We start from the raw sequence: 26,477 nt of genomic DNA, 5'->3' as shown, positions 1-26,477 counted from the left end.
GGGGCGCCGTCGGCCGAGCGGATGCAGAACATCAGCCCGGAGCCCTTCTCATCGCCCATCGCGGATGAGAAGCCCTTCCGGCTGATGTTCTGCCGCCGGTGCCGCGCACAACGTCAGCGGAGAAGGGGGTCCCTCCTCCGTCGGGGGAGGGCGGGTGCTCTCAGCTGAGGTTGTGCGCGGATCTCGATACGCCCGCTGCGCGGCCTACTCGATCAGCATGGGTCGACCGCTGCGCGGGCTGCCCGATCAGCAGGCGTCGCCGCCCCGTTCATGCTGGTCGAGTAGCCCCGGAGGGGCGTATCGAGACCCACCCACCGTGCATGCCGGTCGAGGGACCCGCCCGTCACGCCTCCGCGCGGTGGCGGAAGCCGGCGCCCAGGTGCTCCTCGGGCAGGCGGTCGCCACGGCCGTGCAGCTTCTGGCGGAGGCTGCCCTCGACGTACTCGTCCGGGTAGGCGCCGCGGCGGCGCAGCTCCGGCACGATGAACTCGACGACGTCCTCGAAGGTCCCCGGCGTGATCGCGTAGGCGAGGTTGAAGCCGTCGACGTCGGTGTCCTCGACCCACTCCTGCAGGTGGTCGGCCACCTCGGAGGGCGAGCCGACGACGAACGGGCCGAGCCCGCCGATCGCGCCGAGCTTCGCGATGTCGCGGACCTTCCACTCGCTGCCGTCCTCGTTCGCCTCCTGGAAGTTGGCGACGGTCGACTGGATGGCGTTGCTCTTCACGTTGCCGATCGGCTCGTCGAGGTCGTACTGCGACAGGTCGATGCCCATCCAGCCCGACATGAAGACGAGCGCGCCCTCCTCGCTCGCGTAGGAGAGGTAGTCCTGGTGCTTGGCGTGCGCGGCCTCGCTGGTCTCGGCCGTGATGATCGTCAGCAGCGTGTAGATCTTGGCGGAGTGGCGGTCGCGGCCGGCCGCCTCGAGCGCGTCGCGGATCCGCGAGACGGTGGCCTTCAGGCCCGCCTTGGTCGAGGACGCGACGAAGATCGCCTCCGCGTTGCCCGCGGCGAAGCGGATCCCGCGCGGCGACGCTCCCGCCTGGTAGATCACCGGGGTGCGCTGCACCGACGGCTCGGAGAGGTGGATGCCGGGGACGGTGAAGTTCTTGCCGCGGTGACCGATCTCGTGCACCTTCGCCGGGTCGGTGAACACGCCGGACTCGCGGTCGCGGATCACGGCGTCGTCCTCCCACGACCCCTCCCACAGCTTGTAGAGCACCTCGAGGTACTCGTCGGCGACGTCGTAGCGGTCGTCGTGCTCGAGCTGGTCCTCGTGGCCCATGTTGCGGGCGGCGCTGGGGAGGTAGCCGGTGACGACGTTCCAGCCGACCCGGCCCTTGGTCAGGTGGTCGAGCGTCGACATGCGCCGCGCGAACGGGTACGGGTGCTCGTAGGCGGTGCCGGCCGTGATGCCGAAGCCGAGGTGCTCGGTCGCGGCGGCCATCGCCGAGACGAGCAGGATCGGGTCGTTGACGGGGACCTGCGCGCCGTGGCGGATCGCCGCCTCGTTCGAGCCGCCGTAGACGTCGTAGGTGCCCAGCACATCCGCGATGAAGATGCCGTCGAAGGTGCCCCGCTCGAGCAGCTTCGCCAGATCGGTCCAGTAGGAGAGGTCCTTGTAGCGCCAGGACTGGTCCTGGGGGTGGCGCCACATGCCCGAGGACTGGTGGGCGACGCAGTTCATGTCGAAGGCGTTGAAGCGGATCTGACGAGTCATCCCTCGATCGTGCCCAGTCGAGCCGGGATCCGGCACCGCTGTCGTCGCACGACGTCACAAAGCGACGCCCGTCGGCCGCGCCTCGGCAACCCGAATCAGCGTGCTCGTTGTTTCGGGTTAGGGCGACAACCCGAAACAGCGGCGTCCCGCCCGCCCTGCGTCCGCCCCTACGCGAGCTCGCGGGCGAGGAAGCGGACGTGCTCGCGCAGCTGGAACGTGCCGCCGCCCTCGTGGCCGTTCCAGGGGTAGACGCGCATCTCGCGCGGCCCCGCGTAGCGGTTGTAGGTGGCGTAGACGGTGGACGGCGGGCAGATGTCGTCGAGCAGGCCCACCGAGAACATCGCCGGGATGTCCGCGTGCGGGGCGAACGAGGTGCCGTCGAAGTAGGAGAGCGTGTCGAAGACGAAGGACTCGGCGCCGCGGTGGGTGCGCAGGTACTGCGTGATCTCGGCGTAGGGATTCGTCTCGACGATCCGGACGGCGTGGCGGATGTGGCTGAGGAACGGCACGTCGATGATCGCGGCGCGCGCCGACGCGGACTCGCCGAGCAGGCCGAGGATCCCGGCGACGCCGAGGCAGATGCCGCCGCCCTGGCTGCCGCCCGAGATCGCGACGCGCGCGGGGTCGACGGCGGGGTGCGCCCGCAGCACGTCGAGCGCGCGGACGGCGTCGGTGAAGACGCGGCGGTAGAAGTGGGTCTCGGGCGACTCGATGCCCTGGGTCATGAAGCCGTTGACGTGCGGGCCGCTGCCGACCGGGTCGGCGGTGACGCCGCCGCGGTGGCCGGAGCCCTGGCCGCGGGTGTCCATCACCAGGTGCGCGTAGCCGGCGGCGCTCATCCCGGTCCACTCGTCGAGCAGGCCGCGGCCGCCGCCGTAGCCGATGTAGGTGACCAGGGCGGGGAGGGGGCCCTCGGCGCCGCGGGGGAGGATCAGCCAGCCGCGGATCGGGTGGCCGCCGAAGCCGGAGAAGGTGACGTCGAAGGTCTCCAGGAGCGGGAAGCCCGCGTCGACCGGCTCGAAGACCGGCTCGGTCGCGAGGGCGCGCGCCTCGGCGACGGTCTCGCGCCAGAACGCGGCGAAGCCCTCGGGCTCCGGCAGCTCGGGGGTGTACTGCTCGAGGAGCTCGAGCGGGAGGTCGAACTGCGGCATCGCGGTCTCCGGGGTCGTTCGTCAGCGGACGCTCGAACCTATCGCGGCGGCACGCGTCCGCGGTGCCTGGATGCGGCGTGGGAGTCCTCCGCCGGACGGAATTCCTCCCCTCCGCGGGCGTTGTCGTCCCCATGACCACTTACGGAATCATCGGAGCAGGCAACATCGGCAGCCAGGTCGCACGCGCGGTCCTCGCCCAGGGCGACGAGGTCGTGATCGCCAACTCGCGCGGTCCCGAGACCCTCGCCGACCTCATCGCGGAGCTCGGCCCGAAGGCGCGCGCCGCCACGGCGCAGGAGGCGGCCGAGGCCGCCGAGGTCGCGGTCGTGACCGTGCCGCTGAAGAACCTCGAGGAGGTCCCGGTCGCGCCGCTCGCCGGCAAGATCGTCCTCGACACCAACAACTACTACTTCGAGCGCGACGGCCGCATCGAGGCGCTCGACAAGGGCGAGACGACCACGAGCGAGATGCTGCAGAAGCACCTCCCGGACTCGAAGGTCGTCAAGGCGTTCAACCACATCATGGCCGCCGACATCACGACCGACGGCACCCCGGCCGGCACCGAGGACCGCCGCGCGCTCGCGACGTCGAGCGACTACCCCGAGGCCGTTCACTTCGTCACCGACCTCTACGACCGCCTCGGCTTCGACACCGTCGCGATCACGCCGCTGAGCGAGTCCTGGCGCGTCGAGCGCGACCGCCCCGCCTACGTGGTGCGGCAGAACCGCGAGGAGCTCGAGGCCAACTTGGCGAAGGCGCCCCGCACCGTCTGACGACCCGGGTGTCCCCGTGAGGGGGGCAGCGCCTGCGACACTGGAGCGAGACCCACCGCGCACCAGTGAGCCCGCCGGCTCCGAGAGGAGAGGTCCGCGCATGCCCCCCGAACTCCCCGCCGTCCCGTTCGACCGGCCGTCCCGACGAGGCCTGTCCCGTCGAGGCCTGTCCCGCCGGGGCGCCGTCCTCGGCGGACTGGCCGTCCTGCCGCTGCTGAGCGCCTGCACCTTCGACTCCGCGTCTCCCGCCGGCGGCTCGGACGACGATCCGCAGGAGGCGCCGCGCACGCAGGCGGCCGCGCCCGCCGGTCCGGTGGCGCTCGCCGCGGACGCCGCGAGCGCGAGCGGCCTGCTGTTCACCGCGGCCCCGCTGGTCGTCGTGGTGGAGGACGTGCCCGCCTCGGTGCTGCTGGCCGCGCAGGTGAGCATCGCCTGGGGCGTGCCGCTGCTGGTGGAGTCCGCGCCGGCCTCGAGTGCGGGGTCCGCCAGCCCGTCGGCCGCGCCCGAGTCGGCCGCGTCCGAGTCCGCCGCGCCCGGATCCCCCTCGCCCGGGACGAGTGCCGCCGCCTCGCCGGTCGACGCCGAGCTGGCCCGCCTCGGCACCACGCGCATCCTCGCCGTCGGCGCCGTCGCGGAGCACGCGGGCGTCGAGACCGTGCCCGCCGCCGCGGACGCCGCCTCGATCGAGGAGGCGAGCGGAGTCGCGGTCGCGGCCCTCGACGCCGCCGCGCTCGTCGCCGTCGCTCCCGGCACCCCCGCGGAGCCGCCGTTCGGCGCGCTGCCCGCGCGAGCCGAGCTGCTCGCCGGCGTGACCGCCCTCGCGCAGGCCGCCGATGTCGCCGCCCTCGCGAACGCGCGCGCGGCCGGCGTCCCGGTGACCCTCGTCGCCGACGGCGTGACCGACCTGCTGGCCTCGGGCGACGCGGTCACCGCGATCGCCTACGCGAGCGCCTCCTGCACCCTGCTGCTCGGCACCGCGCTCGCCGCGCAGCCGCTGCCGGACTGGTCGGTGCGCGCCGCCGCGAGCGGCTGGCAGCTGCCCGGCGGCGGTCAGCGCCTGTTCGGCGGCCACCTCTACGTCGCGATCTACGGGACGCCCGGCGCGCCCGTGCTCGGCGTGCTCGGCGAGCAGGGCCTGGACGCGACGATCGCGCGGGCCGCCGCGGTCGCCGAGCCGTACCGGTCGCTCACCGATCTGCAGGTGGTGCCGAGCCTCGAGATCATCACCACGGTCGCGGCGGGCAGCGCCGGCGGCGACGGCGACTACTCCAACGAGCTCGACCCGGCGGGCATCCGCCCCTACATCGACGCGGCGGCCGCGGCGGGCATGTACGTCGTGCTCGATCTGCAGCCGGGCCGCTCCGACTTCCTCGGGCAGGCGCAGGCCTACGAGGAGCTGCTGCGGCTGCCGAACGTCGGGCTCGCGCTCGACCCGGAGTGGCGGCTCGCACCCGACGAGGTGCCGCTCGCGCAGATCGGCCGCGTCGAGGCCGCCGAGGTCGACAGCGTGTCGACCTGGCTCGCCGACCTCGTGCAGCGCGAGGGCCTGCCGCCGAAGATGTTCGTGCTGCACCAGTTCCGGCTGTCGATGCTGCAGGACCGCGAGAGCATCCGCCGCGACCGCCCCGAGCTCGAGTTCCTCATCCACGTCGACGGCCAGGGCGGCCAGCCCGACAAGCAGGCCACCTGGAACGCCCTGCACGAGGGCGCCCCCGAGGGCATCGCCTGGGGCTGGAAGAACTTCTACGACGAGGACCTGCCGATGCTCACCCCCGCCGAGACGATGGCCCGGGTCGCCCCCCTCCCCGACCTGGTCACCTACCAGTAGCCCCCCCCCTCCCTCCCTCCCGCGAGATGCCACTTGTGCACGCGACACGCCGTGAAGAGCGTGCACAAGTGGCATCTCGCGGGGAGGGGGTGGGGGTCAGCCTGTGACGAGGAGCGCGTCGAGGAGCAGGGTCCTGCCGGAGGCGGCGGGGTTGCGGTCGGCGGTGGCGCGGATCGAGAGGGTGTGGACGCCCGCAGGCAGCACCGCGCTGGTCCAGACGGTCCGCCGGTACTGCGTCGTGCTGCTGTAGCGGTCGATCCGGGCGACGCGGACGCCGTCGAGGAAGACCTCGTTGATGCCGCCGGACGGTGAGAGCCGGCTGATCCACTGGACTCCGGTGCCGGTGAACGTCATCGTCGCGGTCGCGGTGGCGTTCGTGCTGTAGGCCGAGCCGCCGCCGTCGTCGGACGCGGCCCTCAGGGTCGTCCAGGTGCCGATGGTCGTGAGGGCGGGGGACGACTCCTGGTACCGACCGGGTCCGGAGATGCCGGAGGTCGGCGTCGGCGCGGGAGTCGGCGTCGGCGAGGGCGACGGCGAGGGTGCGGGAGTCGGAGTCGCCGTCGCGGTCGGTGTCGGCGAGGTGCCGGCGGTGGCGATCGTGAAGCGGGTGGTCGGGCTGACCCCGGTGTTGCGCGCGGGATCCTTCGCCTTCGCCGTGATCTGGTACGAGCCGGGGGTGTAGCGGGTCGAGTCGAAGGGGAGCGTGTAGGTGCCGTTCGGGCCGGGGACACCGGCGCCGAGCACGGTGGAGCCGAGGTAGAAGCTCATGCTGTGGATGCCCGACGCGTCGGTCGCCGTCGCGCGGAGGGTGACGGTGCCGGAGACGACCGCGCCCGCCGTCGGAGTGAGCAGCACGACCTTCGGCTTCACGGTGTCGGCGGTGGCGGGGGGCGTCGAGGTCGGCGCGGGCGTCGGTGTCGCGGTCGGTGTCGCGGTCGCAGTGGGCGTCCGTGTCGGAGTCGGTGTCGCGGTCGGAGTCGGCGTCGGAGTCGCTCCGGCCCCGCCGCCCAGAGCGGCGATCGCGCTCCCCGCGAGCAGGAAGGCGCCGACGCAGAAGGGCGGCGAGTCCGCGAGGAGGGTGCCGACCGAGGTCGCTGTCGGCGCGGTGCGCGGGGCCGACGCGGTGTAGCTCCCGGCGGGCTGGAAGCCGACCGCCTGGCAGCCGGAGACGAAGCCGTTCGGCTTCAGCGCGACGGTCCTGAGCCCCTCCCATGCTCGGCTGACAGCGGGCAGGTAGGTCGCCCGGTCGAGGGTCCCGGAGGAGATCCCCGAGGCCAGCGCGGCGGCGAACAGCGCGGTCGAGCTCGTCTCGGGCGCGGGGAAGGCGCTGCTGTTCAGCAGGCTGGACCGCCAGAACCCGTCCGCGCCCTGCAGCTCGATGACCCGGGCGGCCATCGCGCGCAGCATGTCCCGGTACGGGACGGCCCGCGCGTCTCCCGCAGGGAGCGCGCTGATCACGTCGGCCATGGCCGCCATCGCCCAGCCGTTGCCGCGGCCCCAGAAGACCTTGTTGCCGCCGGCATCGGGCACTCCGACGTACCGGCAGTCGCGGTACCAGAGCCCTTCCGAGGCGTCGTAGAGTCCCGACTGCGGCACGGCCCTGCCCCCGCACCGGTCGCTGAGCGCCCCCTCGTCGCGCGACCAGGCGTAGAGGGCGTCCATCTTGTCGAGGTACGCCGGGTCGCCCGTCCGCTCCGACCACGACGCCCAGTTCGGCAGCCCCATGAAGAGGGCGTCCGACCAGTCGTACTGATCGAGCGGAAGGCTCGCCAGGCCCTGGGCCATGCGGGCGTCCATCGAGGCGAGCGAGGCGCGCGGATCGGACTCGTTCAGCGAGTGGTAGACCTGGCCGGCCTTGAGATCGTCGGGGTCCAGGCCGTTCGTCGCGATCTTCCAGGAGGTCAGGCCGCCCCAGGTCATCCCGTCGGCGAGGTAGGCGGGATTCCCCGAGGCCGCGTAGAGCGCGTTCTCGCCCTGGGCGAAGGTCGCCCAGGACCAGCCGGCGAGCGTCTGCTGCGGCGCGAGGGGGATCGAGGGCCGGTAGTAGTCGGCCGCCAGCGACGTCGTCGCGAGGATCGACGCGGACGAGGGCAGCGCGGGCGCGGCGGGGGGATCCGCCGCCTGCACGGCGCCCGCCGTGAGCAGGGGGACGAGGAGGAGGGCGAGTGCCGCCCGCAGAGCCGACATGGTCGCTCCAGATCGTGCGCGCCGCGAAGGGTCCGCGCTCAGGGGGAGTCCGGGGCTGGAGCCCGAAGGGAGGAGGAGTTCACGCCCGGAGTCAGAGGCTGCATCTGCGGGGATCCGGTCAAGCACGCGTCATCGAGCGGCAGCACTCGCGACAGTAGACCTCCCCCGGGCTCCACGCCTAGCCCCCTCCCGCGAGATGCCACTTGCGTACGCGACACGCCGTGGGAAGCGTGCACAAGTGGCATCTCGCGGAGGGGGGGGAGGGACGGGCGCCGGGTCAGGAGGGGGAGTGGGCGGCCTCGCGGCGGCCCTCCTCCTTGGCCTGCTGGACGAGGGCGGCGACGCGGCGGCGCGAGCGGGAGCGGCCGGCGAGGATCGCGGCCAGGATGAGGGCGATCCCGAGCAGGACCGCCAGCTGCGGGATCGGCACGGCGGCGGTGGTGGTCGACTCCGTCACCGGCGCGATCTCGACCGGGGCGAGGCCCTCGGGGGTGACGACGGTCGGGGCGACGGTGAGGTCGGTGCCGACGGCGAAGAGCGGCCAGACGTCGTCGAGCTGCAGCGTGACGGCGCGGCGGTCTCCGGGGAGCAGCTCCTGCTGGGCGGCGTCGGCGGCGACGATCGGGGTGGAGGCGCTCTGGGCGCTCGCGGTGCCGTCGAGCAGCAGTCGGACGTTGCCGGTGTTGACGATCTCGGCGTCGACGGTGAGCGAGCCGGGCTGGAAGGGGTTCCAGGAGAGGCGGTAGTCGCCGGAGAGGTTCTCGACGGCGACGGCGGGGGCGACGTCGCCGGTGACGCGGGTCATCACGCGGAAGCCGATGCGGCTCTCGACGCCGACGGAGGAGCCGCCGACATCGGTGCCGACCGAGACGAGGGAGGCGGCGAGACCGGCGGCGTGGTCGCCGGGCTCGGCGTTGTCCGGCACCGTGACGGTGAACGGCACGATCCCGGTGCCGCCGGGCTCGACCGTGACGGTCTCGGGGGCCGAGATCCAGGTGCCCGCGTCGACCGACTCCTGGTCGGAGGGGAGCATGTTGAAGCGGCCCTTGTCGGTGAAGTAGCCGTCGGCGGTGTCGATCCGGAAGGTCACCGTCTGGTCGCTGAGGTTGCGGACCGCGGCCTGCTCGTCGGCGCTCGCACCGGGATCGAGCTCGAGCTCGACCCACGAGCGTGTGTCGACGGCGCCGTCGGTCGCGGGGCTGACGGCCCAGGTGATCTGGTCGGTCGCGGCGGCGGCGAGGGCCGGGGGAGCGGCGGAGAGCGCGAGCGCGCCCGCGACGAGGGCGAGGAGCACGCGGAGCAGGGCGGACGGACGGCGCTGTTCGATCATGGGAGTCCAGGGTCTCACGGGGGGTGGGTCTCGGGGCGTCGCCGGGGGGCGGGGGTGCTCGGCGGGTGGGTCTCGATACGCCGCCGGGGGCGGCTACTCGACCAGCATGGGTCGTGTGCGGACCTCAGGCGTTCTGGTGGAGCGGTCCGCGGGACGCGGTCCTTACATGCTGATCGAGTAGCTCGCGCAGCGGGCGTATCGAGATCCACGTGTTCGGTGGGTGGGTCTCGATACGCCGCCTACGGCGGCTACTCGACCAGCATGGGCGGGGGCGCCGGAGGCGGCCACTCCGCCGGTGGGGTCACTCGAAGAGGGAGAGGGTGAGCGTGGAGCTGTAGTCGCCCGCGTCGACCGTGGTCGGCGTCTTGAGGGTCAGGGCCGCGTTCGCGGTCCAGGAGCCCTCCTCGGCGACGCCGGCCGAGTCGTTGGTGATGGCGAGGAGCTCCTGGTCGACGAGGCCGACTCCGTCGGGGCCGCCGTCGATGGCGGTGTCGACGACGTCGCCCTCCGCGACCAGGCCGGACTCGCCGCCGTCGATCAGGTTCGGGGCCCAGCCGAGGTTCTCCGCGCCGATGATGTCGCCGGTCGAGGAGGTGAAGTCGCTGGCGGTGCCCAGGACGTACCAGCCGGCGCCGTCCGGGATGTCGGCGGCGTCGCGGGTGTCGGTGACGGTGACCGTGGGCAGCGTTCCGGTGAACTGGCGGATGACGCCGGTGGACCCGTTCTCGGTCAGCGCCGTCGCGTCGCTCGCGACGGTCATCGACAGTGAGCCGGGCGTGGTGAGCGGCGCGATCTGCACGTTGACGTCGACGTCGTCGGCGCCCTGCTGCTCGTCGGCGAACGCGGTGCCGGCGACGCCGAGCAGGAGCAGGCCTCCGGCGATGCCGGCGGCGCCACGGGTGAGGAGGGATCGAGTGTGCATTCGGGTGTTCTCCGTTCTCGAGACGGCGTCGTCGCCGTCCGGTTCAGTGGATTCGTGGTGGTCGGGTAAGAGGAGGAGCAGGGGGTCAGCCGCAGCTCGCCGCCGCATAGGGCGCGGTGGCGGTGGCGGTGGCCGGCTTGCCCGCGACGAACGCGGTGGCCGTCGCGGTCGCCGAGCCGGCGGGCAGCGCGGCGGTGCGGGTCGTGAAGGCGTGCGTCACGGACTTCCCGGCCGCCACCTCCGCGAAGGTCTTCGAGCCCGAGGTCGAGGTGATGACGACCTTCACCGGGAAGGCGTTCGGGTTCGTCGCGACCACCGAGAGGACGACCTTGCCCTGCACGCAGCGCGTGCTCGCCGTGGCGGTGACCGCGATGGCCGCGGCGGCCGTCGGCACCGTCTGCGGGCTGACGCTGGTGAGGGTCGGGACGACCTTCTGCATCAGGCCGGTCGCCGGGTCGAAGGTCACCTTGTCGATGGTCGTCTCGCGGTGCTGGCCGTCGCCGCCCGGGATGGCGAAGCGGTGGTACGCGATGTACCAGTCGTCGGTGCCGGGGACGGTGATGATCGAGCTGTGACCGGTGGCGAGGATGCCCTGCGAGGGGTCCTTCTCCAGGATCACGCCGCGGTAGGTCCACGGCCCGTCGATGCTCGTCGAGGTCGCGTAGCCGACCTTGTAGTTCTCGGAGCCGGTGTCGTCGATCGAGTAGGTCAGGTGGTAGAGCCCGTTGCGGTAGTTCATGAACGCGCCCTCGCGGAAGTCGGTCAGGCCGCTGATCCGCTTGATGGTGCCCGCCTTGACCGAGAGCATGTCGTCCGCGAGCTCGGCGTACACGGGTGCGCCGTTGCCCCAGAAGAGGTAGCTCTTGCCGGTGGCCGGGTCGGTGAACGCAGCCGGGTCGATCGCCTGACCGGAGTTCACGGACTCGGCGTTGGTGATCATCGGGGACTGCTGCGCGGTGAACGGGCCCGTCGGGCTGCTCGCCACGGCGACGCCGATCGTCTTGCGGTCCAGCGCCGCGTTGTGGCCGGAGAAGTAGAAGTAGTACTTCCCGCCCTTCTCGATGATCGTCGGCGCCCAGGCGTTGCCGGTCGCCCACGGGACGTTCCCGTTCGCGCCGTCGAGGGTCAGGATCGGCTCCGCGGAGCGGGTCCAGTCGACCAGGTTCTTCGACGACCAGACGTAGAACGTCTTGCCGCCCCAGCCGGGGAAGCCGTCCGACGTCGCGTAGACGTAGTACGTGTCGCCGAAGACGGCGATGTTCGGGTCGGCGTAGAGGCCCGGGATGACGGGGCTCTTCATCTCGACGGCCTTGAGCGTCCAGGTGGTGCTCGCGCCGCCGGCGGCCGGGGTCAGCACGACGGTCTGCGGTGTGCGCAGGTCGCGGACGGTGCCGGAGGCGGGGCTCGCGGTGACGCCCGCGGCCGTGGAGTAGGTGGCGGTCAGCTTGGAGCGGTCCGTGCCGGGCTTCACCGGGAAGGTGACGGTGCGGGTCGCCTGGTCCACGATCGGCGTGGTCTTCAGCACGTCGCCCGTGAGCGTCGGGTCGGCCAGCACCGTGGTGTTGCCCGAGGAGGCGAGCACCTCGGCCGAGCTCAGCGCCCGGTTGTAGAGCGCGAACTCGCGGACCTGGCCGCGGAAGCGGTTGTCGGCGTCGTAGTTCGAGCGGCCGATGTAGTTGGCCGTGGTCGTGCCGCCGCCGATGTCCTTCGGGTCGGCCGTGACGGTGCCGCCGCCGACGCGGACGCCGTCGAGGTAGAGCGTCGCGGTGGTGCCGGAGAGCGTGTAGGTCAGCTGTGCCCACTGGCCGCGGGGCACGGCCGAGCCGGAGGAGACGGTCTGCTCGGTGGTGTAGTTCCCGGTGGTGAGGCTGGTGCGGTAGTTGTTGCCGGAGGTGAAGAGGTAGCCGTCACCCGCGCCGTTGGTCGTGTTGCCGAGGCCGTAGACGAAGTAGGCGCCGCTCTGGGCCGGATCGATCCAGACCTCGGTCTGCACGGTGACGTCGGTGACGCCGGCGAGCAGGTCGTCCGGGAGCTCGATGTAGTCGTCGGTGCCGTCGAGCTTCACCGAGCCGGTCTGCCAGGCGCCGCCCGAGACGATCGTGCCGTTCTGGCCGTTGCCGGAGACGTCCTGCACGGTCGTGCCGGAGCCGCCGTCGAAGGAGTAGCGGAGGATCTCGCCCTTCGCGTTCACCGGCTTCGGGGTCGGGCCGGCGGTGGTGCCGCCGTAGGCCGCGTTCAGGCGCGCCTCCTCGGCGCTGGAGAGCCGCAGCACCGAGCCGTGCCGGAAGGGCTTGGAGAAGGAGTAGCTGTTCGCGCCGGTGGTGCCGACGGGCAGCGCCGTGAACTGCATCGACGCGAGCGAGTCGGTGACGTAGGCGGAGTAGCCGAACGAGTCGCCCATCACGACCCAGCGGCCGTCGGGCAGCTGGTAGACGGTGAGTCCCTCGAGGTGGTCGGAGAGGCCGCGGGACGTCTCCTCGCCGCGGGCGATCACGCGGGTCCACGGGCCGGCGAGGCTCGAGGCCTTGTCGACGACCGTGCGCCAGTCGGAGGTGGAGAAGCGGTAGTAGGTGCTCCCCTCCTTGGCGATGGTGGTGTCGATGATGCTCGGGCCGCCGTTGGCCGCCGGGTTCTCGTCGAGCCAGACCTTCGGGGTCGAGAAGCTCATGAAGTCGCGGGTAGTCGAGACGTAGACGCGCTGCGCGGAGGCTCCGCCGGTCAGCGTCTTGTCGCGGGCGGCCCAGTAGACGTAGTACTGGCCGGTCACGTCGTCCCAGATCGCCTCGGGGGCCCAGACGTTGCCCGCGTCGGGGAAGCCGGCGAAGACGATGCTCTGGCTGCTCCAGGTCACGAGGTCGGTCGAGCGCCAGACGACGAGGTCCTTGCTCGCGTTGGTCTGGTCCCAGGTGCCGCCGGGCGCGGTGCCCTCGGCGTGCAGGTCGGTGCCGAGGATCCAGTACTCGTCACCGGTGGGGGAGCGGACCAGGTGCGGGTCGCGGACGCCGAGGGTGCCGCCGAGGTTGGCGAGGACCGCCTTGTCGTTGTTGAGCTTCGACCAGTGCAGGCCGTCGGCGCTGGAGCCGAAGTAGATCTTCTCGTAGTCGGTCGAGGCGAAGTGGGTCCAGAGGTAGCCCGCGTCGTAGGCGGTGTCGAGCCCGGCGGGAGCGGCGGTCACGGTGACCGGGAGCTGCCGGGTGGCGGTGGTGCCGGCGACGGTCGCGGTGAGGGTGACGGGCGTCGAGGCGGCCTGGCGCGTGACGACTCCGGTGCTGCTCACGACGGCGGGGTTCGAGGAGGCCCAGGAGACGTCGAAGGAGCCGGCCTTCGCGGGCAGCGTCACGTTGCCGCGGACGTCGCCGGCGTTGACGATGCTCAGCGCGTCGAGCGCCTTCTGCGCGTCGGCGCTCACGTTCTGCGCGGGCACGGTGGCGGTGAAGGTGCGGGTCTGCGTCGCGGAGCCGCGGGTCACGGTCGCGGTGAGCACGGCCTGGGCGCTGCCCGTGGCCGGCCGGGTGACGACTCCGCTCGAGGAGACGACGGCGGCGTTGCTGGACGACCAGGCGATCGCCGAGCCGTTGGCGCCGGTGGTCGGCAGGGTGAGGTTCGCGGTGACGGCGGAGAGGTCGCCGAGGGTCAGCGCGGCGGCGTCGCGGCTGGTGCGGGTGGCGTCGCTCGCCTGGAGGGTCGCGACGTCGGCGGCGCTGAGCGCGCTGCTGTAGATGCGGAAGTCGCGCACCGAGCCGGCGAGGAACTTGTCGCCGGTGTAGACCGAACGGCCGATCGCGTTCGCGGTGGTGCTGCCGCCGCCGATGGCGCCGGGGGTGATCGTCACGCCGGTCTGCTGCGCGACCTGGGTGCCGTCGAGGTAGAGCCGCGCGGTGTCGGAGGCGTCGTCGAGCGTGTAGGTGAGCGTCTTCCAGACGCCGCGGGCGAGGTCGGCGCCCGAGTTCACGGTCTGCTCGGTGGTCCAATTCCCGGTCGCGATCGAGGCCTTGTAGCTGTTGCCCGTCGTGTACAGGTAGCCGTTGCCGGCGCTGTTCGTCGTGTTGCCGAGGCCCCAGATGAAGTACGGGGTGCCCTGGGAGGGCTTCACCAGCACCTCGGTGCTGACGGTGATCGAGCTGAGGCCGGCGAGCACGTCGTTCGGCAGCTTCACGAAGTCGTCGACGCCGTCGAGCGTCACCCCCGCGGCGCCCGAGGCGACGGCGCCACCGGAGAGGGTGCCGTCGCGGCCCTTGCCGGAGCTGTCCACCGCGGTCGTGCCGCTGGTCGCGTCGAGCGCGTAGCGGAGGACGAGATCGTCGGCCGGAGCGGCTGCGGCGGACTGCGCCGTCAGCAGCGGGACGGTGAGTGCGAGTGCCGTCACGAGGACGACCGGTCGCAGGAAGGGCTTCATCGCACTAACTCCTGGTTCGGCATCGTTGCTGAAGGGAAAGGGTCCGGCACGCACCGGCGATGTTCACGGTAACACGATGTTGACGTCAACGCGACGCCCATTCTCCGCGGATCTCCGACCCCCGGTCGCCGCTCCGAAACGGCACGAACGGTCGCCTCGAGCGTTCCGAGGCGACCGTTCGTGACGGATCGATGGCGGGCGGGCGCGGCGGAGGCGCCCGGGCGTCAGGTCCGGTTGCGGGCCATCACCGCGCGCTGCAGGAGCACGAAGACGAGCAGGATGCCGCCGGTGATGATGGTGGTCGCCTCGGGCGGGATGCCGCCGTCGCGGGTGATCAGGACGTTCATCAGGCCGAGGACGAGCGCGCCGATCACGGAGCCGAGGACGAAGCCGACGCCGCCGGTGAGCAGCGTGCCGCCGATGACGGTCGCCGCGATGGCGTCGAGCTCCCAGCCGGTGCCGGTGATGTTCTGCGCGCTGCCGAGACGGGCGGTGTAGACCACGCCGGCCAGGCCCGCGAGGGTGCCGCTGATCACGTAGATGAGCAGCTTGGTGCGGACGACCGGGAGACCCATCAGCGCGGCCGACGGCTCGGAGCCGCCCATCGCGTAGACGGTCCGGCCGAGGCGGGTGCGGTGCAGCACGAAGAACGCGGCGGCGACGACGATCACGGCGATGATCACGCCGGGGCTGATCACGAAGTCGTTGACCTTCGGTCCGTCGATCAGCTTGATCGGCGTGGCGAGCGAGAGCACGGCCGAGTCCTCGGGGAGGCGCTCGGGGACCGTGCTCAGCATCGAGGCGAGGCCGCGGGCGAGGAACATCATCGCGAGGGTCGCGATGAACGGCTGGACGTTGAAGTACTGGATCAGCACGCCCGAGATCAGGCCGAACGCGGAGCCGATCAGCACCATCAGCAGCATCACGATCCAGGGGTTCCAGCCGCTGTTGATGAGCAGCACGCCGCTCACGCTGGTGAAGGCGATCACCGCGCCGACCGAGAGGTCGATGCCGCCGGTGAGGATCACGAAGGTGAGGCCCACCGCGAGGATGATCAGGTGCGCGTTGTTGATCAGCAGGTTCGAGATCGTGCTCGCCTGCAGGATGCGCCCGTAGGCGACCTCGCCGTAGACGATCATGCCCAGGAAGATCACCAGGGCGGCGAGGGTCGGCAGCTTGTCGAGGTGCTGGCTGAGCCACGAGGTGGCGGAGGAGCGGTTCGAGCGCGCCGGAGGGGCGGGTCGGGTCAGCACGGCGCTCATGCGGGGATCGCCTCTTTCTGCGGGACGCTGCGGCGCGCCTCGCGACGGTTCTTGAAGGCGGAGCGGACCCGCTCCGACTGCAGCAGGCACAGGGCCACGATGACGATCGCCTTGAAGGCGGGCGTGGCCGAGGACGAGACGCCGAGGAAGACGACCGTCTTGTCGAGGGTGGCGATGAGGATCGCTCCGACGGCCGCTCCCGTGATGTTGAACTTGCCGCCCGCGAGGGACGTGCCGCCGACGACGACCGCGAGGATCGCGTCGAGCTCGAGCTGGTAGCCGGTGCGCGAGACGTCGACCGTCATCACGCTCGCGGTGGCGAAGACGCCCGCGACGCCGGCGAGGACGCCGGAGCCGATGTAGGCGGTCATCAGCAGGCCGCGGCGGTTGATGCCCGCGAGGCGGGCCGCCTTCGGGTCCATGCCGATGGCCTCGATCATCAGGCCGAGCGCGCTGCGGCGCACGAGGATCCCGACGACCACGACGATCGCGATCGCGAGCAGGAAGACGACGGGGAGTCCGAAGACGTAGCCGTTGGCGAGCCAGCGGAACGGCTCGTTCGTCGCGGCGGTGTTCTGACCGCCCGTGATGACCTTCGCCAGGCCGCGGCCCGCGAGCATCACGACGAGCGTGCTGATGAAGGGCTGGAGCCCCACCACCGAGACCAGGATGCCGTTCACGGCCCCCAGCACTCCGGCGACCAGCAGCGCGAGGCCGAAGGCGCCGGCGGCGGCGCCGAGCGAGTCCGGCGCGCCCTGGGCGTTGAGGAACTCCATCGAGACGGCGCCGGCGACGACCATGATCGAGCCGACCGAGAGGTCGATGCCGCCGGTCGCGACGACCAGGCACATGCCGACCGCGATCATCAGGATCGGGGCGGCGGCGCGGGCGATGTCGATGACGTTGCCGACGAGGTAGCCCGTGGTCGGGCTGACGCTGACGCCGAGGTAGCTCGGGTCCTTGACGACGTTGACGAGCAGCAGCAGCACGATGGCGACCGCTCCCCAGAAGTACTGACGGCGGATGAGACCCGCGAGGAGTGATCCCCGGTCGGGTCGCGTGTCGCTGCTCATGATGCGGCCTCCTGCGTGGCGCCTTCGAGGACGACGACGTCCTCGTCGACGACTCCCTCTGCGGCGATGGTAGTGACGATCGACTCCGCAGTGACAGCGGGACCGTTGAGGATCTCCGCGATCACGCGGTGGTCCTTCAGGACGATGATGCGGTCGCTGAGGCGGACGACCTCGTCGAGCTCGGACGAGATGAAGATCACGGCGACGCCCTCGCCGGCCAGGGCGACGACCTTCTCCTGGATCTCGGCCTTCGCTCCGACGTCGATGCCGCGGGTCGGCTCGTCGAGAATGAGGATCTCCGGTGCGGTGGCCAGCCAGCGGCCGAGGAGGACCTTCTGCTGGTTGCCGCCGGAGAGCTTGCTGATCGGGCGGTCCGGGTCGGCCGGGCGCACGTTGAGCTCGACGAGGTACTTCGCAACGATCTCGTCCTTCTCCTTCTTGGAGAGCGGACGGGCCCAGCCGCGCTTGGCCTGGACGGCGAGGATGAGGTTCTCGCGGACGGAGAGGTCGCGGATGATGCCCTCGTCGCGGCGGTTCTCGCTCGAGAAGGCGATCTTGTGCGCGAGCCCGGCGGTCGGCGTCGGGACGTCGATCTTCTTGCCGTGCAGCGTGATCTCGCCGGTGTCGGGCTTGTCGACGCCGTAGATCAGGCGCGCGAGCTCGGTGCGGCCGGAGCCGAGGAGGCCCGCGAAGCCGACGACCTCGCCGCGGTGCAGCGTGAGGTCGGTCGACTCGATCGAGCCCTTCTTGGCGAGGCCCTTCGCCGTGTAGAGCGGGGCCTCCTTGTAGAGGTGGTCGCTGTCCGCGCGCTCGGAGTCGAGGGAGCGCAGCGCGGCGATGTCCTTGCCGATCATCTTCGAGATGAGCGAGGTGCGGTCGAGCTCGTGGGTCAGGTACTCGCCGACGTAGGTGCCGTTGCGCAGCACCGTCAGGCGGTCGCTGATCGCGTAGACCTGGTCGAGGAAGTGCGAGACGAAGAGGATCGCGACGCCCTCCTCGCGCAGGCGCCGGATCACGACGAAGAGGTTCTCGACCTCGTTCGCGTCCAGGCTCGAGGTCGGCTCGTCGAGGATGAGCACGCGCGAGTCGCTCACCGTGGAGCGGCTGATCGCGACCAGCTGCTGCATCGCGATCGAGAGCGAGGAGAGCGGGCGGCGCGGGTCGAGGTGGCCGAGGCCGAGGCGCTCGAGGGCGCGCTTGGCGGCCTCGTGGGTCGCGCGCCAGTTGATGCCGAAGGGACCGCGCACCTCGTAGCCGAGCATGACGTTCTCGCCGATGCTCAGGTTGGTGCAGAGGTTGACCTCCTGGTAGACGGTCGAGATGCCGGCCGCCTGCGCGTCCGCGGTGCCGGCGAGGCGCCGCGGCGTCCCTCCGACGACGATCTCGCCGCTGTCGATCTTGTAGACGCCGGTCAGCGCCTTGATGAGGGTGGACTTCCCGGCGCCGTTCTCGCCCATGAGGGTGTGGACCTCGCCCGGGAACAGGCGGAAGTCGACTCCGTCGAGGGCTTTCACGCCGGGGAAGCTGATCGAGATGTTCTTCATCTCGACGATCGGAGGCGAATCCGCCATGTCGCGTCGTTCCGTTCTCGAGTGGCGCAGCTCTGCGCCGGAGGACGGAGCGACCGGGACCCGCTGGGGGCCCCGGTCGCTCCTGGTGGAGTGGTGCTGCGTGGTGCTCCCGGGCCTGGTGCGGCCCGGACGCCGCCTAGAACTTGCGGTCGGGCAGGGCGGTCGCCGCGGCCTCGGGCGAGTCGAAGGTCTCGCTCGGGACGACGATCGAGGACTCGACGGTCTCGCCGGCGAGGGTCTTCTCGACGGCGTCGAGGGCGGTCTCGCCGAACAGCGGGTTGTACTCGGCGACGAAGCTGAGCTCGCCGTCGGCCAGGGCCTGCAGGGCGTTCTTGGTGCCGTCGATCGTGGCGATCTTGACGTCGACGCCCGGGGTGAGGCCGGCCTCCTGGACGGCCTGGACCGCGCCGAGACCCATCTCGTCGTTCTGGGCGAAGACCATCTGGACGTCGTTGTTGTTCGACTTCAGGACGGTCTCGAAGACGCTCTTGGCCTCCTCGGTCGACCAGTTCGCGGTCTGCGCGCCGATCTTGGTGAAGGCGGAGTCGGCGCCGATGACCTCGTCCCAGCCCTCGTTGCGCTCGTTGACGACCGAGACGCCGGCGGGGCCCTCGAGGGTGAAGTACTTGGCGCCGTCGGGGAAGCTGGTCTTCGCCCAGTCGGCGACCGAGGTGCTGACCGCGATGTTGTCCGGCGCGATGCGGGTCACGTAGAGGTCGGTGTCGTCCGGCTCGATGCCGCGGTCGATCAGGATGACCGGGATCTCGGCCTCCTGAGCGCGCTCGAGCGAGTCCTCCCAGCCGGAGCCCTCCGTGGCCGACAGCAGGATGATGTCGACTCCCTCGTCCACGAACGACGTGAAGGAGTCGATCTGCGACTTCTGGTCGCCGTTGGTGGCGGGGGCGTACTTGAGGTCGTAGCCCGCGTCGGCGGTGAACGTCTCCTCGATGTTGGTCTCGTTCGCCTGACGCCAGGCGCCCTCGGGGCCGACGGCCACGAAGCCGATGGTGGTGACGTCGTCTCCGCCGCCGCCGGCGGCGGTGTCCGAGCCGCCGGAGCAGCCGGCGAGGCCGAGCGCGAGTGCGCCGACTGCTGCGAATCCGAGGAACTGGCCGAAACGCCTCGTGTTGTACATGGATCTCCTCCTTGAGATCACGGGCACGCGGGAGCGCCCGTGGGGTGCGGGCCCAGGGGCCCGGCGGTGATGAGTGCAGCGCGGGTCTGGCGCCCGGGGTGCGGTGAGTGCAGGATGTGCGGTGGACGCCCGTCGTGCAGTGACACGTCCGGGTGCGTCCTGGGCAAAATGTTACCGTGAACAATTCTTGTGACGCAACAGCGCCCGCCCCTCTTCGGTAACGATCGTGCATTAACGCCGAAGACCCGCCGCCTCCCGGAGGGAGGGGCGGGTCATGAGGAAGCCGGTGCGCGGCTGCTCGGCCGTCGGGGTGCCCGCTTCATGCTGATCGAGTAGCCCTCGCAGAGGGCGTATCGAGATCCACCGTCGAAGGGACGTCGGTCTCGATACGCCGCTCCGCGGCTACTCGACCAGCATGAGGGGGCCGCTCCGCGGCTGCTCGGTCGTCAGGGCGCCCGCCCAATGCTGATCGAGCAGCCCTCGCAGAGGGCGTATCGAGATCCACCGTCGACGGGAAGTAGGTCTCGATACGCCGCTGCGCAGCGGCTCGACCAGCAGGGGTGCGCCCCCGCAGGGGTCAGACGAGGGCGCCGCCCGAGGCGACGAGCCGACCGCGGTGCAGGACCAGGCGGTCCGGGTCGCGGTCCATCACGGCGGCGGTGGGGGTGTCGCCCCGGAGGACGACGAGCTCGGAGGGGTCGCCCACCGCGAGTCCCGGGCGGTCGGCGACGGAGGCGAGCCGGTGCAGCCCGCCGTCGATGACCGACGCGCCGCCCCAGGTCGCGACCGCGAGCGCGTGCTCGATGTCGATGTCGTTGTCGAAGCCCTGGCCGTGGGACAGGAGGAACGCCCGCTCGAGCATGTCGCCGTTGCCCCACGGGGACCAGTAGTCGCGCTGGCCGTCCATGCCGAGGCCGACGCGCACCCCGGCGGCGAGGAGGTCGAGCAGGGGGAGCTCGGCGCCGTGGCCGGGCGCGATCGTCGTCAGCGCCACATCGAGCGACGCGAGCGTCTCGATGGCGGCGGCCACTCCCCGGGCGGGTGACGACAGGGCGAACGCGTGCGAGATCGAGACTCTGCCCTGGAGTCCGTGTGCGCGGATCCGCTCGGCGATCAGGTCCATCGAGAAGAGCCCGAGGGAGCCGCGCTCGTGCAGGTGGATGTCGAGTCCGACGTCGTGCTTCTCCGCGAGGGCGAAGACGGCGTCGAGGTGGCGGACCGGGTCGCGGTCGATCTCGCACGGGTCGATGCCGCCGATCAGGTCGCCGCCGAGGGAGAGGGCCTCGTCGAGCAGCTCGACCACTCCGGGCTCGACGAAGACGCCGACCTGGGGGAAGACCACGATCTCGACGTCGCTGCGGTCGCGGTGCGCCTCGCGGGCGGCGAGCACGCCCTCGAACTTCTCGAGCCCGGAGTCGGCGTCCACCTGGGCGTGGCTGCGGACCCGGGTCGCCCCCTTCTCGATCATCGTCCGGAGGGTCGCGGTCGCGCGGTCGGCGACCGGCGCCTCGGCGCTGCGCCAGTGCGCGCGGTCGTTCATGATCCGGCCCCAGCGTCCCTCCTCGCCGGTGCGCGGCCGGAAGGGCAGGCCGAGCCGCGTCGAGTCGAGGTGCACGTGCACGTCGGAGAAGGAGGGGATCAGGATCCCGTCACGACCTTCGATCACCGCGTCGACCTCGCCGGGTGCCCCCTCGCCGACCGCGGTGATCGCGACGATCCCGGTCTCGTCGACGACGACGTCGCGTGCCTCACCGCCCCAGGGGCGGACGTCGCGGAGGAGCGTGGAGTGCGGCATGGGCGGAGCCTTTCGGATGCGAGGAGTGGTGGTCACTGGTCAGTCGGCGAACGTCACGTCGCTCAGCACGTACTCGCCGTCGGCGCGGGGCGTCCAGTCGAGGCCGGGGGCGACCGCGTAGTCGGCGTCCGGAGTGAACAGTGGTGCGATGAAGGCGTTGTCGATGTTGGTCTGCGCGATCTCGCCGAACACCGCGGTGCGCTCGTCGCCGGTCACGGTGCGCTGCTCCTCGACCAGGGCGGCGAGCTCGGGCGACTTCGCGTAGTCGTTCTGACCGCCGGCGAAGAGGTTCGTCGCCGGCATGTCGCCGTCCATCGTCGACGGCGCCCAGGTGTTGAGGTAGAGCCCCTCGACCGAGACGGTGCCGTAGATGATGTTCGACAGGCTCGCCTGGTCGGTGCCCTTCAGCTCGACCGTCATGCCCGCCGCCTCGAGGTAGCCGCCGATCGCCTGGGCGATCTCGGACGACAGGGGGATGCGCCCCTCGGTCGCGTACTGGAGAGGGATCGTCTCGCCCGAGTAGCCGGCCTCGGCGAGCAGCGCCTTCGCGGCGTCGGGGTCGTACTCGGTGGCGTCGATGTCGGCGTAGCCCGCCACGTCCGGCGCCACGATCTGGTCGTTCGGGACCGCGCGGCCGCTGAGGACCCCGTCGACCAGGGACTGCTTGTCGATGGCCAGCCCGATCGCCCGGCGGATGCGGGGGTCGGCGAGCACTCCGGTGCTCGAGTTCATCCCGAGGAAGGTCACGCCGTTCGCCGTGCGCGAGGCGACGTCGACACCACTCCCGCTCAGCGAGTCGACCTGGTTGGGCGAGATGAGGGCGATGTCGAGGCTCCCCGACGAGACGCCGTTCAGCCGCGCGTCGGAGTCGCCGACGGTCTGGAAGGTGACCTTCTCGACCTCGGGCTCCTCGCCCCAGTAGTCGGGGTTCCGCTCGATGACGTACTCGACGCCGCGGGTGTAGCTGACGAAGCGGAACGGCCCGCTGCCGACGGGAGCGGCGGCGAAGCCCTCGGAGCCGAGCTCGGTGTAGACCGATTCGGGCACGATCGAGATCGCGGTGGTGATCGAGGGCCACGGCGAGAACGGGGCGTTCAGGGTGAAGACGACGGTGGTGTCGTCGGTCGCCTCGACGGACTGGAGGACGCCCATGTAGCCGAGGTTGTCGGAGTCCGGCGAGGCCAGGATCGTGCTGTACGTGAACGCCACGTCGCCCGCCGTGACCGGGTCGCCGTTCGAGAACGTCGCGTCGTCGCGGAGCGTGAACGTCCACGTCGTGAGGTCCTCGCTCGGGGTCCACTCGGTGGCGAGCGAGGGCTCGATCGCCCCGTCCGCATCGAGCTTCGTCAGCTGGTCGAAGACGTTGTAGTAGTAGTTGTAGCCCGCGAGCGACCCGTCCATGATCGGGTCGGGCGCGCTCTCCGGCTCCGCCACCTGGCCGATCACGAGGTCGCGGTCTGCCGAGGCGCTCGAGGCTCCCGAGCAGCCGGTGAGGGCGGCGATCGTGAGGGCGATCGTCGTGAGGGCGAGGGTCGAGGTGGCGCGGTTCCGGGTCATGAGCGGTGGGTTCCTTCGCTGAGGGTGGAGACGGGCTGAGGGGAGGCGGCCGGCGCGTTCGGCCGCTGCCGGGGATCGGAGAGGGGGATGGAGTCGAGGAGCGAGCGCGTGTAGGGGTGCGCCGGGGCGCCGAACACCTGGTCGCGGGTGCCGACCTCGACGAACTCGCCGCGGTTCATCACCGCGACCCGATCGGAGAGGTAGCGCACCACCGCCAGGTCGTGCGCGATGAAGAGGTAGGAGAGTCCGCGGGAGGCCTGCAGGTCCTTCAGCAGGTTGATGACCTGCGCCTGCACCGACACGTCCAGGGCCGAGACGGGCTCGTCGAGCACCAGCACGTCGGGCTCGAGCGCCAGAGCGCGGGCGATGCCGATCCGCTGGCGCTGTCCGCCCGAGAACTGGCCGGGACGCTTCTCCAGGGCGTCGGTCCCGAGGCCGACGTCGTCGAGGAGCGAGACCACGCGGTCGCGGGAGTAGCGGCCGGCGATGCGCAGCGGCTCCGCCACGATCTCGTGCGCCGTCAGCCTCGGGTTCAGGGCCGAGTACGGATCCTGGAAGACGAGCTGCATCCGGTTCTGCACGCCCCGTCGCTCGCGGGTCGAGAGGGCGTCGAGCCGGCGGCCGAGTACCTCGATCGAGCCGCTCGCCACCGGGTTCAGGCCGAAGACCGTGCGGACGAGGGTCGACTTGCCGCAGCCGGACTCGCCGACCAGCCCCAGGGTCTCGCCGCGCGCGAGCTCGAACGACACGCCCTTGACGGCCTCGATCACGCGGCGGGAGCGCAGGCCCGTGCGCTGGGTGAACCGCACGTGCAGGTCGTCGACCTTCAGCACGACGTCCTTCAGCGCCGGGGCGCTCACGCGGTCACCTCCGCGGCGAAGCGCGGGGTCTGCTGCGCGTAGTGGCAGGCGGCCCAGCGGTCGCCGCCGAGGTCCTCGAGCAGCGGCTCGAGCTGTGTGCAGAGCTCGGATTTCGCGGGCAGCTCGCAGCGCGGAGCGAAAGGGCAGCCGCGGGGGCGGTTCTGCGGCGACGGCGGCGAGCCCGGGATCGCGTAGACCCGGTCGCCGGAGTCGCGCTCGGCCGAGAGCAGGCTGCCGAGCAGCCCGGCCGTGTACGGGTGCGCGGGCCGGGCGAAGACGTCCCAGACCGAGCCCCGCTCGACCACGCGACCGGAGTAGAGGATGCAGACCGCATCGGCGACCTCGGCCACGAGGCCCAGATCGTGCGTGATCAGCACCATCGCCGCATCGGTCTTCGCCCGCACGGTGCCGAGGACGGTCATGATCTGCGCCTGGATCGTCACGTCCAGCGCGGTCGTCGGCTCGTCGGCGATGAGCACCGAGGGCTCGTTCGCCATCGCCATCGCGATGACGGCGCGCTGCCGCATGCCTCCCGACCACTGGTGCGGGTACTGGCGAGCACGCTGCTCCGGATCGGGGACCCCGACATCGGTCAGCAGTCCCGTCACGCGGCGGCGCACCTCGGCGCGGCCGAGCGCGCGGTCGTGCACCCGGAGGGCCCGCCCGATCTGACCGCCCACCCGCTTGACCGGGTTGAGCGCCGTCATCGGGTCCTGGAAGATCATCGCGAGCTCGCTGCCGCGCAGCCCTCGCAGCTCGGCCTCCGGCATCCCGAGGACGTCGCGGCCGCGGTAGTGCACGGTGCCGTCGAGCACCTCCAGGCCCTGGGGCAGCAGGCCGAGCACGGCGAGCATCGTGACGCTCTTGCCCGAGCCGGATTCGCCGACGAGGCAGAGCACCTCCCGCTCGTGCAGGGTGAAGGAGACGCGGTCGACCAGGACGACGGTGTCGCCGTGCTCGTCGGTGTAGCCGACGCTGAGGCTCCGGACGTCGAGGAGGACCGCGCGGTCGTCCGGTGCGGACGCGGCATCGGTCGCGGGGGTGGGGCCGGCCGCGGGGGTGGCATCGGTCGTGGTCATCGGAGGCTCCGCTTCACGGATCGTCGTGACGTGCGTCGGACAGTGGTCGCCGAGCCCTCGGCGGTGAAGCGCTGGCTCAGCAGATTGGTGCCGGCGACCGTGAGGAAGATCGCGACGCCGGGGATGATCGCGAGGTGCGGCGCCTGGCGGACGTAGTCCTGACCCTCGCTGATCATCAGGCCCCAGCTCGGCGTCGGCGCTTGCACGCCGAGACCGAGGAAGTCGAAGGAGGAGGTCAGCAGCATGACCGCGCCGATGTCGCTGGAGGCGAGGATCATCATCTGCACCGCGACGTTCGGCACGATGTGCCGCCGCACGGTCCAGAGCCCGCCCGCTCCCTGCAGGCGCGGCGCGAGCACGAAGTCGCGGTCGCGCAGCGCCATCGCGGTGCTCCGGGCGACCCTCGCGTAGCCGACCCAGTAGGTGGCGGCGAGCACCGTGATCATCAGCCAGACGCTCGGGCCGAGCGAGGCGGCGAGGGCGATCAGCACCAGGATGACGGGCATGGCGAGCTGGATGTCCGCGAGGCCCATCAGGACGTTGTCGGTCCTGCCGCCGACGTAGCCCGACCAGGTGCCGACGGCCATGCCGACGAGGCTGTTGACGACCACGATCAGCAGGACGATCCCGAGGGTGACCCGGCCGGCGAGCGCGAGCCGGCTGGCCTCGTCCCGGCCGAGCGCGTCCGTGCCCAGCCAGTGCTCGGCGAACGCACCCGGCGCGGCGAGGACCCTCGAGAGGTCCTGCGCGAACGGGTCGTAGCCGGGCAGCAGCGGGTACGCGAGCGAGAAGAGGACGATCGAGCCGACCATCGCCGCCCCGAGGACCTGCAGCGCGGGCACGCGGCGACCGCGGGCGAAGGCCGTGGTGATGCCGGCGCGCAGGGCGCCGGTGCGGATGATCTCGGTGGTGGTCATGCGAGCCTCACTCGGGGATCGATGAGCCCGGAGACGACGTCGACGAGCAGGTTGGCGAGGATGAACAGCAGGGCGACGACGATCAGACCCGACTGGACGACCGGGAAGTCGCGGGAGTAGACCGCGCCGAGCATCAGCTGCCCCATCCCTGGCCAGGCGAAGACGTTCTCGACGATGACCAGGCCGCCGAGGAACGAGCCGAGGCTGATGCCGGCGACCGTGAGCACGGGGAGGAACGCGTTCGGCAGCAGCTCGCCGACGACCACGCGGAAGCGGTTCTCGCCCCGGGCGAAGGCGGTGCGGGCGTAGTCCTGCGTCGACTGCTCGGTCAGCGCGTTGTCGAGCAGGCGCGTGTAGAGCACGAACTGACCCGTCGCGATGGTGAGCGCCGGCATGATGATCGCCAGCGGATCCCGGTTGCCGAGCGAGGGCAGCAGGCCCAGCCAGACCGACAGCACCAGCACCAGCAGCAGGCCGAAGAAGAAGTCGGGGATCGCCTGGCGGGTCGAGCCGAGGCCGAGCGAGAGGGCGCGGAGCCCGCGGGAGCGGGTGAGCTGGATGACGACTCCGGCGACCAGTGCGAGCGCCAGTCCGAGCAGCAGGCCGACCGCGCCGAGCGAGAGCGACGCGGGCAGCCGCTCGAGCACCAGCTGCATCGACGAGACGCCCGCCTGGCGGTAGGAGTCGCCGAAGTCGCCCGTGACGAGCCCGCCGAGGTATCGCAGGTACTGCTGCCAGAGCGGCAGGTCGAAGCCGAGGCGCTGGTTCAGGTCGGCGATCTGCTCGGGCGATGCGTTCTCGGTGAGCAGGAGCGCCGCGGGGCTGCCGCTGAGGCGGCCCAGGCCGAACGCGATCGTGACGACGGCGAAGATCGTCGCGAGACCCTGGGCGAGTCGTCTGACGAGGTAGGGGCCCATCGCG

The 26,477-nt window shown here is 71.5% G+C and carries 18 protein-coding genes; 2 read left to right on the top strand and 16 right to left on the bottom strand.

Going from position 1 to position 26,477, the window contains the following annotated elements; translation table 11 throughout:
- Positions 1-343 precede the first annotated feature (343 nt).
- Positions 344-1,720 (bottom strand): LLM class flavin-dependent oxidoreductase, encoded by a 1,377-nt coding sequence (locus HQQ82_RS12360; RefSeq protein ID WP_173233580.1) that lies wholly within the window; start codon positions 1,718-1,720, stop codon positions 344-346.
- A 167-nt stretch (positions 1,721-1,887) separates the two neighbouring features.
- Positions 1,888-2,871 carry an acetylxylan esterase gene (locus tag HQQ82_RS12355; protein WP_173233577.1) on the bottom strand — a complete coding sequence of 328 codons (984 nt, stop codon included), beginning with the start codon at positions 2,869-2,871 and terminating at the stop codon, positions 1,888-1,890.
- A 131-nt stretch (positions 2,872-3,002) separates the two neighbouring features.
- Between HQQ82_RS12355 and HQQ82_RS12350 the strand changes: the two genes are divergently transcribed.
- Both HQQ82_RS12350 and HQQ82_RS12345 read left to right on the top strand, forming a co-directional pair.
- Positions 3,003-3,644 carry an NADPH-dependent F420 reductase gene (locus tag HQQ82_RS12350; RefSeq protein WP_173233575.1) on the top strand — a complete coding sequence of 214 codons (642 nt, stop codon included), beginning with the start codon at positions 3,003-3,005 and terminating at the stop codon, positions 3,642-3,644.
- Between the two features lie 100 nt (positions 3,645-3,744).
- A complete protein-coding gene (locus tag HQQ82_RS12345; protein ID WP_216848537.1) occupies positions 3,745-5,472 on the top strand; it encodes a hypothetical protein in 1,728 nt (575 codons plus the stop codon).
- A 96-nt stretch (positions 5,473-5,568) separates the two neighbouring features.
- Here HQQ82_RS12345 and HQQ82_RS20380 read toward each other — a convergent pair whose 3' ends face one another.
- The 14 genes from HQQ82_RS20380 to HQQ82_RS12275 form a co-directional block, all read right to left on the bottom strand.
- Positions 5,569-7,659, bottom strand: coding sequence for a glycoside hydrolase family 88 protein (locus HQQ82_RS20380; RefSeq protein ID WP_173233573.1), 2,091 nt, complete (start codon positions 7,657-7,659; stop codon positions 5,569-5,571).
- Between the two features lie 277 nt (positions 7,660-7,936).
- On the bottom strand, positions 7,937-8,989 hold the full coding sequence (locus HQQ82_RS12335) for a DUF916 domain-containing protein (protein WP_173233571.1): 1,053 nt from the start codon (positions 8,987-8,989) through the stop codon (positions 7,937-7,939).
- 301 nt (positions 8,990-9,290) lie between these two features.
- Positions 9,291-9,911, bottom strand: a complete 621-nt coding sequence (locus tag HQQ82_RS12330) for a hypothetical protein (protein ID WP_173233569.1) — start codon at positions 9,909-9,911, stop codon at positions 9,291-9,293.
- Positions 9,912-9,996: 85 nt separating this feature from the next.
- Positions 9,997-14,307: a family 43 glycosylhydrolase gene (locus tag HQQ82_RS20375; protein WP_173233567.1), complete on the bottom strand. Its 4,311-nt coding sequence runs from the start codon at positions 14,305-14,307 to the stop codon at positions 9,997-9,999.
- 224 nt (positions 14,308-14,531) lie between these two features.
- Positions 14,532-15,569, bottom strand: a complete 1,038-nt coding sequence (locus HQQ82_RS12320; RefSeq protein WP_173233564.1) for a sugar ABC transporter permease — start codon at positions 15,567-15,569, stop codon at positions 14,532-14,534.
- Entirely contained in the window at positions 15,566-16,642 is a 1,077-nt protein-coding gene (locus HQQ82_RS12315) for an ABC transporter permease (RefSeq protein ID WP_173233562.1), read from the bottom strand. The genes HQQ82_RS12320 and HQQ82_RS12315 overlap by 4 nt, the downstream gene beginning before the upstream one ends.
- A complete protein-coding gene (locus tag HQQ82_RS12310) occupies positions 16,639-18,213 on the bottom strand; it encodes a sugar ABC transporter ATP-binding protein (protein WP_173233560.1) in 1,575 nt (524 codons plus the stop codon). The genes HQQ82_RS12315 and HQQ82_RS12310 overlap by 4 nt, the downstream gene beginning before the upstream one ends.
- Positions 18,214-18,349: 136 nt before the next feature.
- Complete coding sequence (locus tag HQQ82_RS12305) at positions 18,350-19,348, bottom strand: ABC transporter substrate-binding protein (protein WP_173233558.1); 999 nt, start codon at positions 19,346-19,348, stop codon at positions 18,350-18,352.
- Positions 19,349-19,925: 577 nt separating this feature from the next.
- Positions 19,926-21,143: an amidohydrolase family protein gene (locus tag HQQ82_RS12300; RefSeq protein ID WP_173233556.1), complete on the bottom strand. Its 1,218-nt coding sequence runs from the start codon at positions 21,141-21,143 to the stop codon at positions 19,926-19,928.
- 39 nt (positions 21,144-21,182) lie between these two features.
- A complete protein-coding gene (locus HQQ82_RS12295; protein WP_173233554.1) occupies positions 21,183-22,700 on the bottom strand; it encodes an ABC transporter substrate-binding protein in 1,518 nt (505 codons plus the stop codon).
- Positions 22,697-23,560, bottom strand: coding sequence for an ATP-binding cassette domain-containing protein (locus HQQ82_RS12290; protein ID WP_173233552.1), 864 nt, complete (start codon positions 23,558-23,560; stop codon positions 22,697-22,699). The genes HQQ82_RS12295 and HQQ82_RS12290 overlap by 4 nt, the downstream gene beginning before the upstream one ends.
- The gene (locus HQQ82_RS12285; protein WP_173233550.1) at positions 23,557-24,639 is read right to left on the bottom strand and encodes an ABC transporter ATP-binding protein; all 1,083 of its coding nucleotides are present in this window, start codon (positions 24,637-24,639) and stop codon (positions 23,557-23,559) included. Before HQQ82_RS12285 ends, HQQ82_RS12290 begins: the two co-directional genes overlap by 4 nt.
- Positions 24,636-25,556 carry an ABC transporter permease gene (locus HQQ82_RS12280; RefSeq protein ID WP_173233548.1) on the bottom strand — a complete coding sequence of 307 codons (921 nt, stop codon included), beginning with the start codon at positions 25,554-25,556 and terminating at the stop codon, positions 24,636-24,638. The genes HQQ82_RS12285 and HQQ82_RS12280 overlap by 4 nt, the downstream gene beginning before the upstream one ends.
- Positions 25,553-26,473, bottom strand: coding sequence for an ABC transporter permease (locus HQQ82_RS12275; protein ID WP_173233547.1), 921 nt, complete (start codon positions 26,471-26,473; stop codon positions 25,553-25,555). The genes HQQ82_RS12280 and HQQ82_RS12275 overlap by 4 nt, the downstream gene beginning before the upstream one ends.
- Positions 26,474-26,477: the final 4 nt, after the last annotated feature.

This window comes from Rathayibacter sp. VKM Ac-2856, assembly GCF_013205055.1.
Lineage (GTDB): Bacteria > Actinomycetota > Actinomycetes > Actinomycetales > Microbacteriaceae > Rathayibacter.
The sequence above is the reverse complement of the archived record's forward strand: the minus strand, read 5'-3'. Positions and strand labels throughout refer to the sequence as shown.

Bases quoted from the DNA above. Each gene is read 5' to 3' on its own strand.
- HQQ82_RS12310 (WP_173233560.1), bottom strand. From the start codon at position 18,213: ATGGCGGATTCGCCTCCGATCGTCGAGATGAAGAACATCTCGATCAGC.
- HQQ82_RS12320 (WP_173233564.1), bottom strand. From the start codon at position 15,569: ATGAGCGCCGTGCTGACCCGACCCGCCCCTCCGGCGCGCTCGAACCGC.
- HQQ82_RS12335 (WP_173233571.1), bottom strand. From the start codon at position 8,989: ATGATCGAACAGCGCCGTCCGTCCGCCCTGCTCCGCGTGCTCCTCGCC.
- HQQ82_RS20380 (WP_173233573.1), bottom strand. From the start codon at position 7,659: ATGTCGGCTCTGCGGGCGGCACTCGCCCTCCTCCTCGTCCCCCTGCTC.
- HQQ82_RS12345 (WP_216848537.1), top strand. From the start codon at position 3,745: ATGCCCCCCGAACTCCCCGCCGTCCCGTTCGACCGGCCGTCCCGACGA.
- HQQ82_RS12315 (WP_173233562.1), bottom strand. From the start codon at position 16,642: ATGAGCAGCGACACGCGACCCGACCGGGGATCACTCCTCGCGGGTCTC.
- HQQ82_RS20375 (WP_173233567.1), bottom strand. From the start codon at position 14,307: ATGAAGCCCTTCCTGCGACCGGTCGTCCTCGTGACGGCACTCGCACTC.
- HQQ82_RS12275 (WP_173233547.1), bottom strand. From the start codon at position 26,473: ATGGGCCCCTACCTCGTCAGACGACTCGCCCAGGGTCTCGCGACGATC.
- HQQ82_RS12295 (WP_173233554.1), bottom strand. From the start codon at position 22,700: ATGACCCGGAACCGCGCCACCTCGACCCTCGCCCTCACGACGATCGCC.
- HQQ82_RS12355 (WP_173233577.1), bottom strand. From the start codon at position 2,871: ATGCCGCAGTTCGACCTCCCGCTCGAGCTCCTCGAGCAGTACACCCCC.
- HQQ82_RS12350 (WP_173233575.1), top strand. From the start codon at position 3,003: ATGACCACTTACGGAATCATCGGAGCAGGCAACATCGGCAGCCAGGTC.
- HQQ82_RS12305 (WP_173233558.1), bottom strand. From the start codon at position 19,348: ATGTACAACACGAGGCGTTTCGGCCAGTTCCTCGGATTCGCAGCAGTC.
- HQQ82_RS12285 (WP_173233550.1), bottom strand. From the start codon at position 24,639: ATGACCACGACCGATGCCACCCCCGCGGCCGGCCCCACCCCCGCGACC.
- HQQ82_RS12330 (WP_173233569.1), bottom strand. From the start codon at position 9,911: ATGCACACTCGATCCCTCCTCACCCGTGGCGCCGCCGGCATCGCCGGA.
- HQQ82_RS12280 (WP_173233548.1), bottom strand. From the start codon at position 25,556: ATGACCACCACCGAGATCATCCGCACCGGCGCCCTGCGCGCCGGCATC.
- HQQ82_RS12360 (WP_173233580.1), bottom strand. From the start codon at position 1,720: ATGACTCGTCAGATCCGCTTCAACGCCTTCGACATGAACTGCGTCGCC.
- HQQ82_RS12300 (WP_173233556.1), bottom strand. From the start codon at position 21,143: ATGCCGCACTCCACGCTCCTCCGCGACGTCCGCCCCTGGGGCGGTGAG.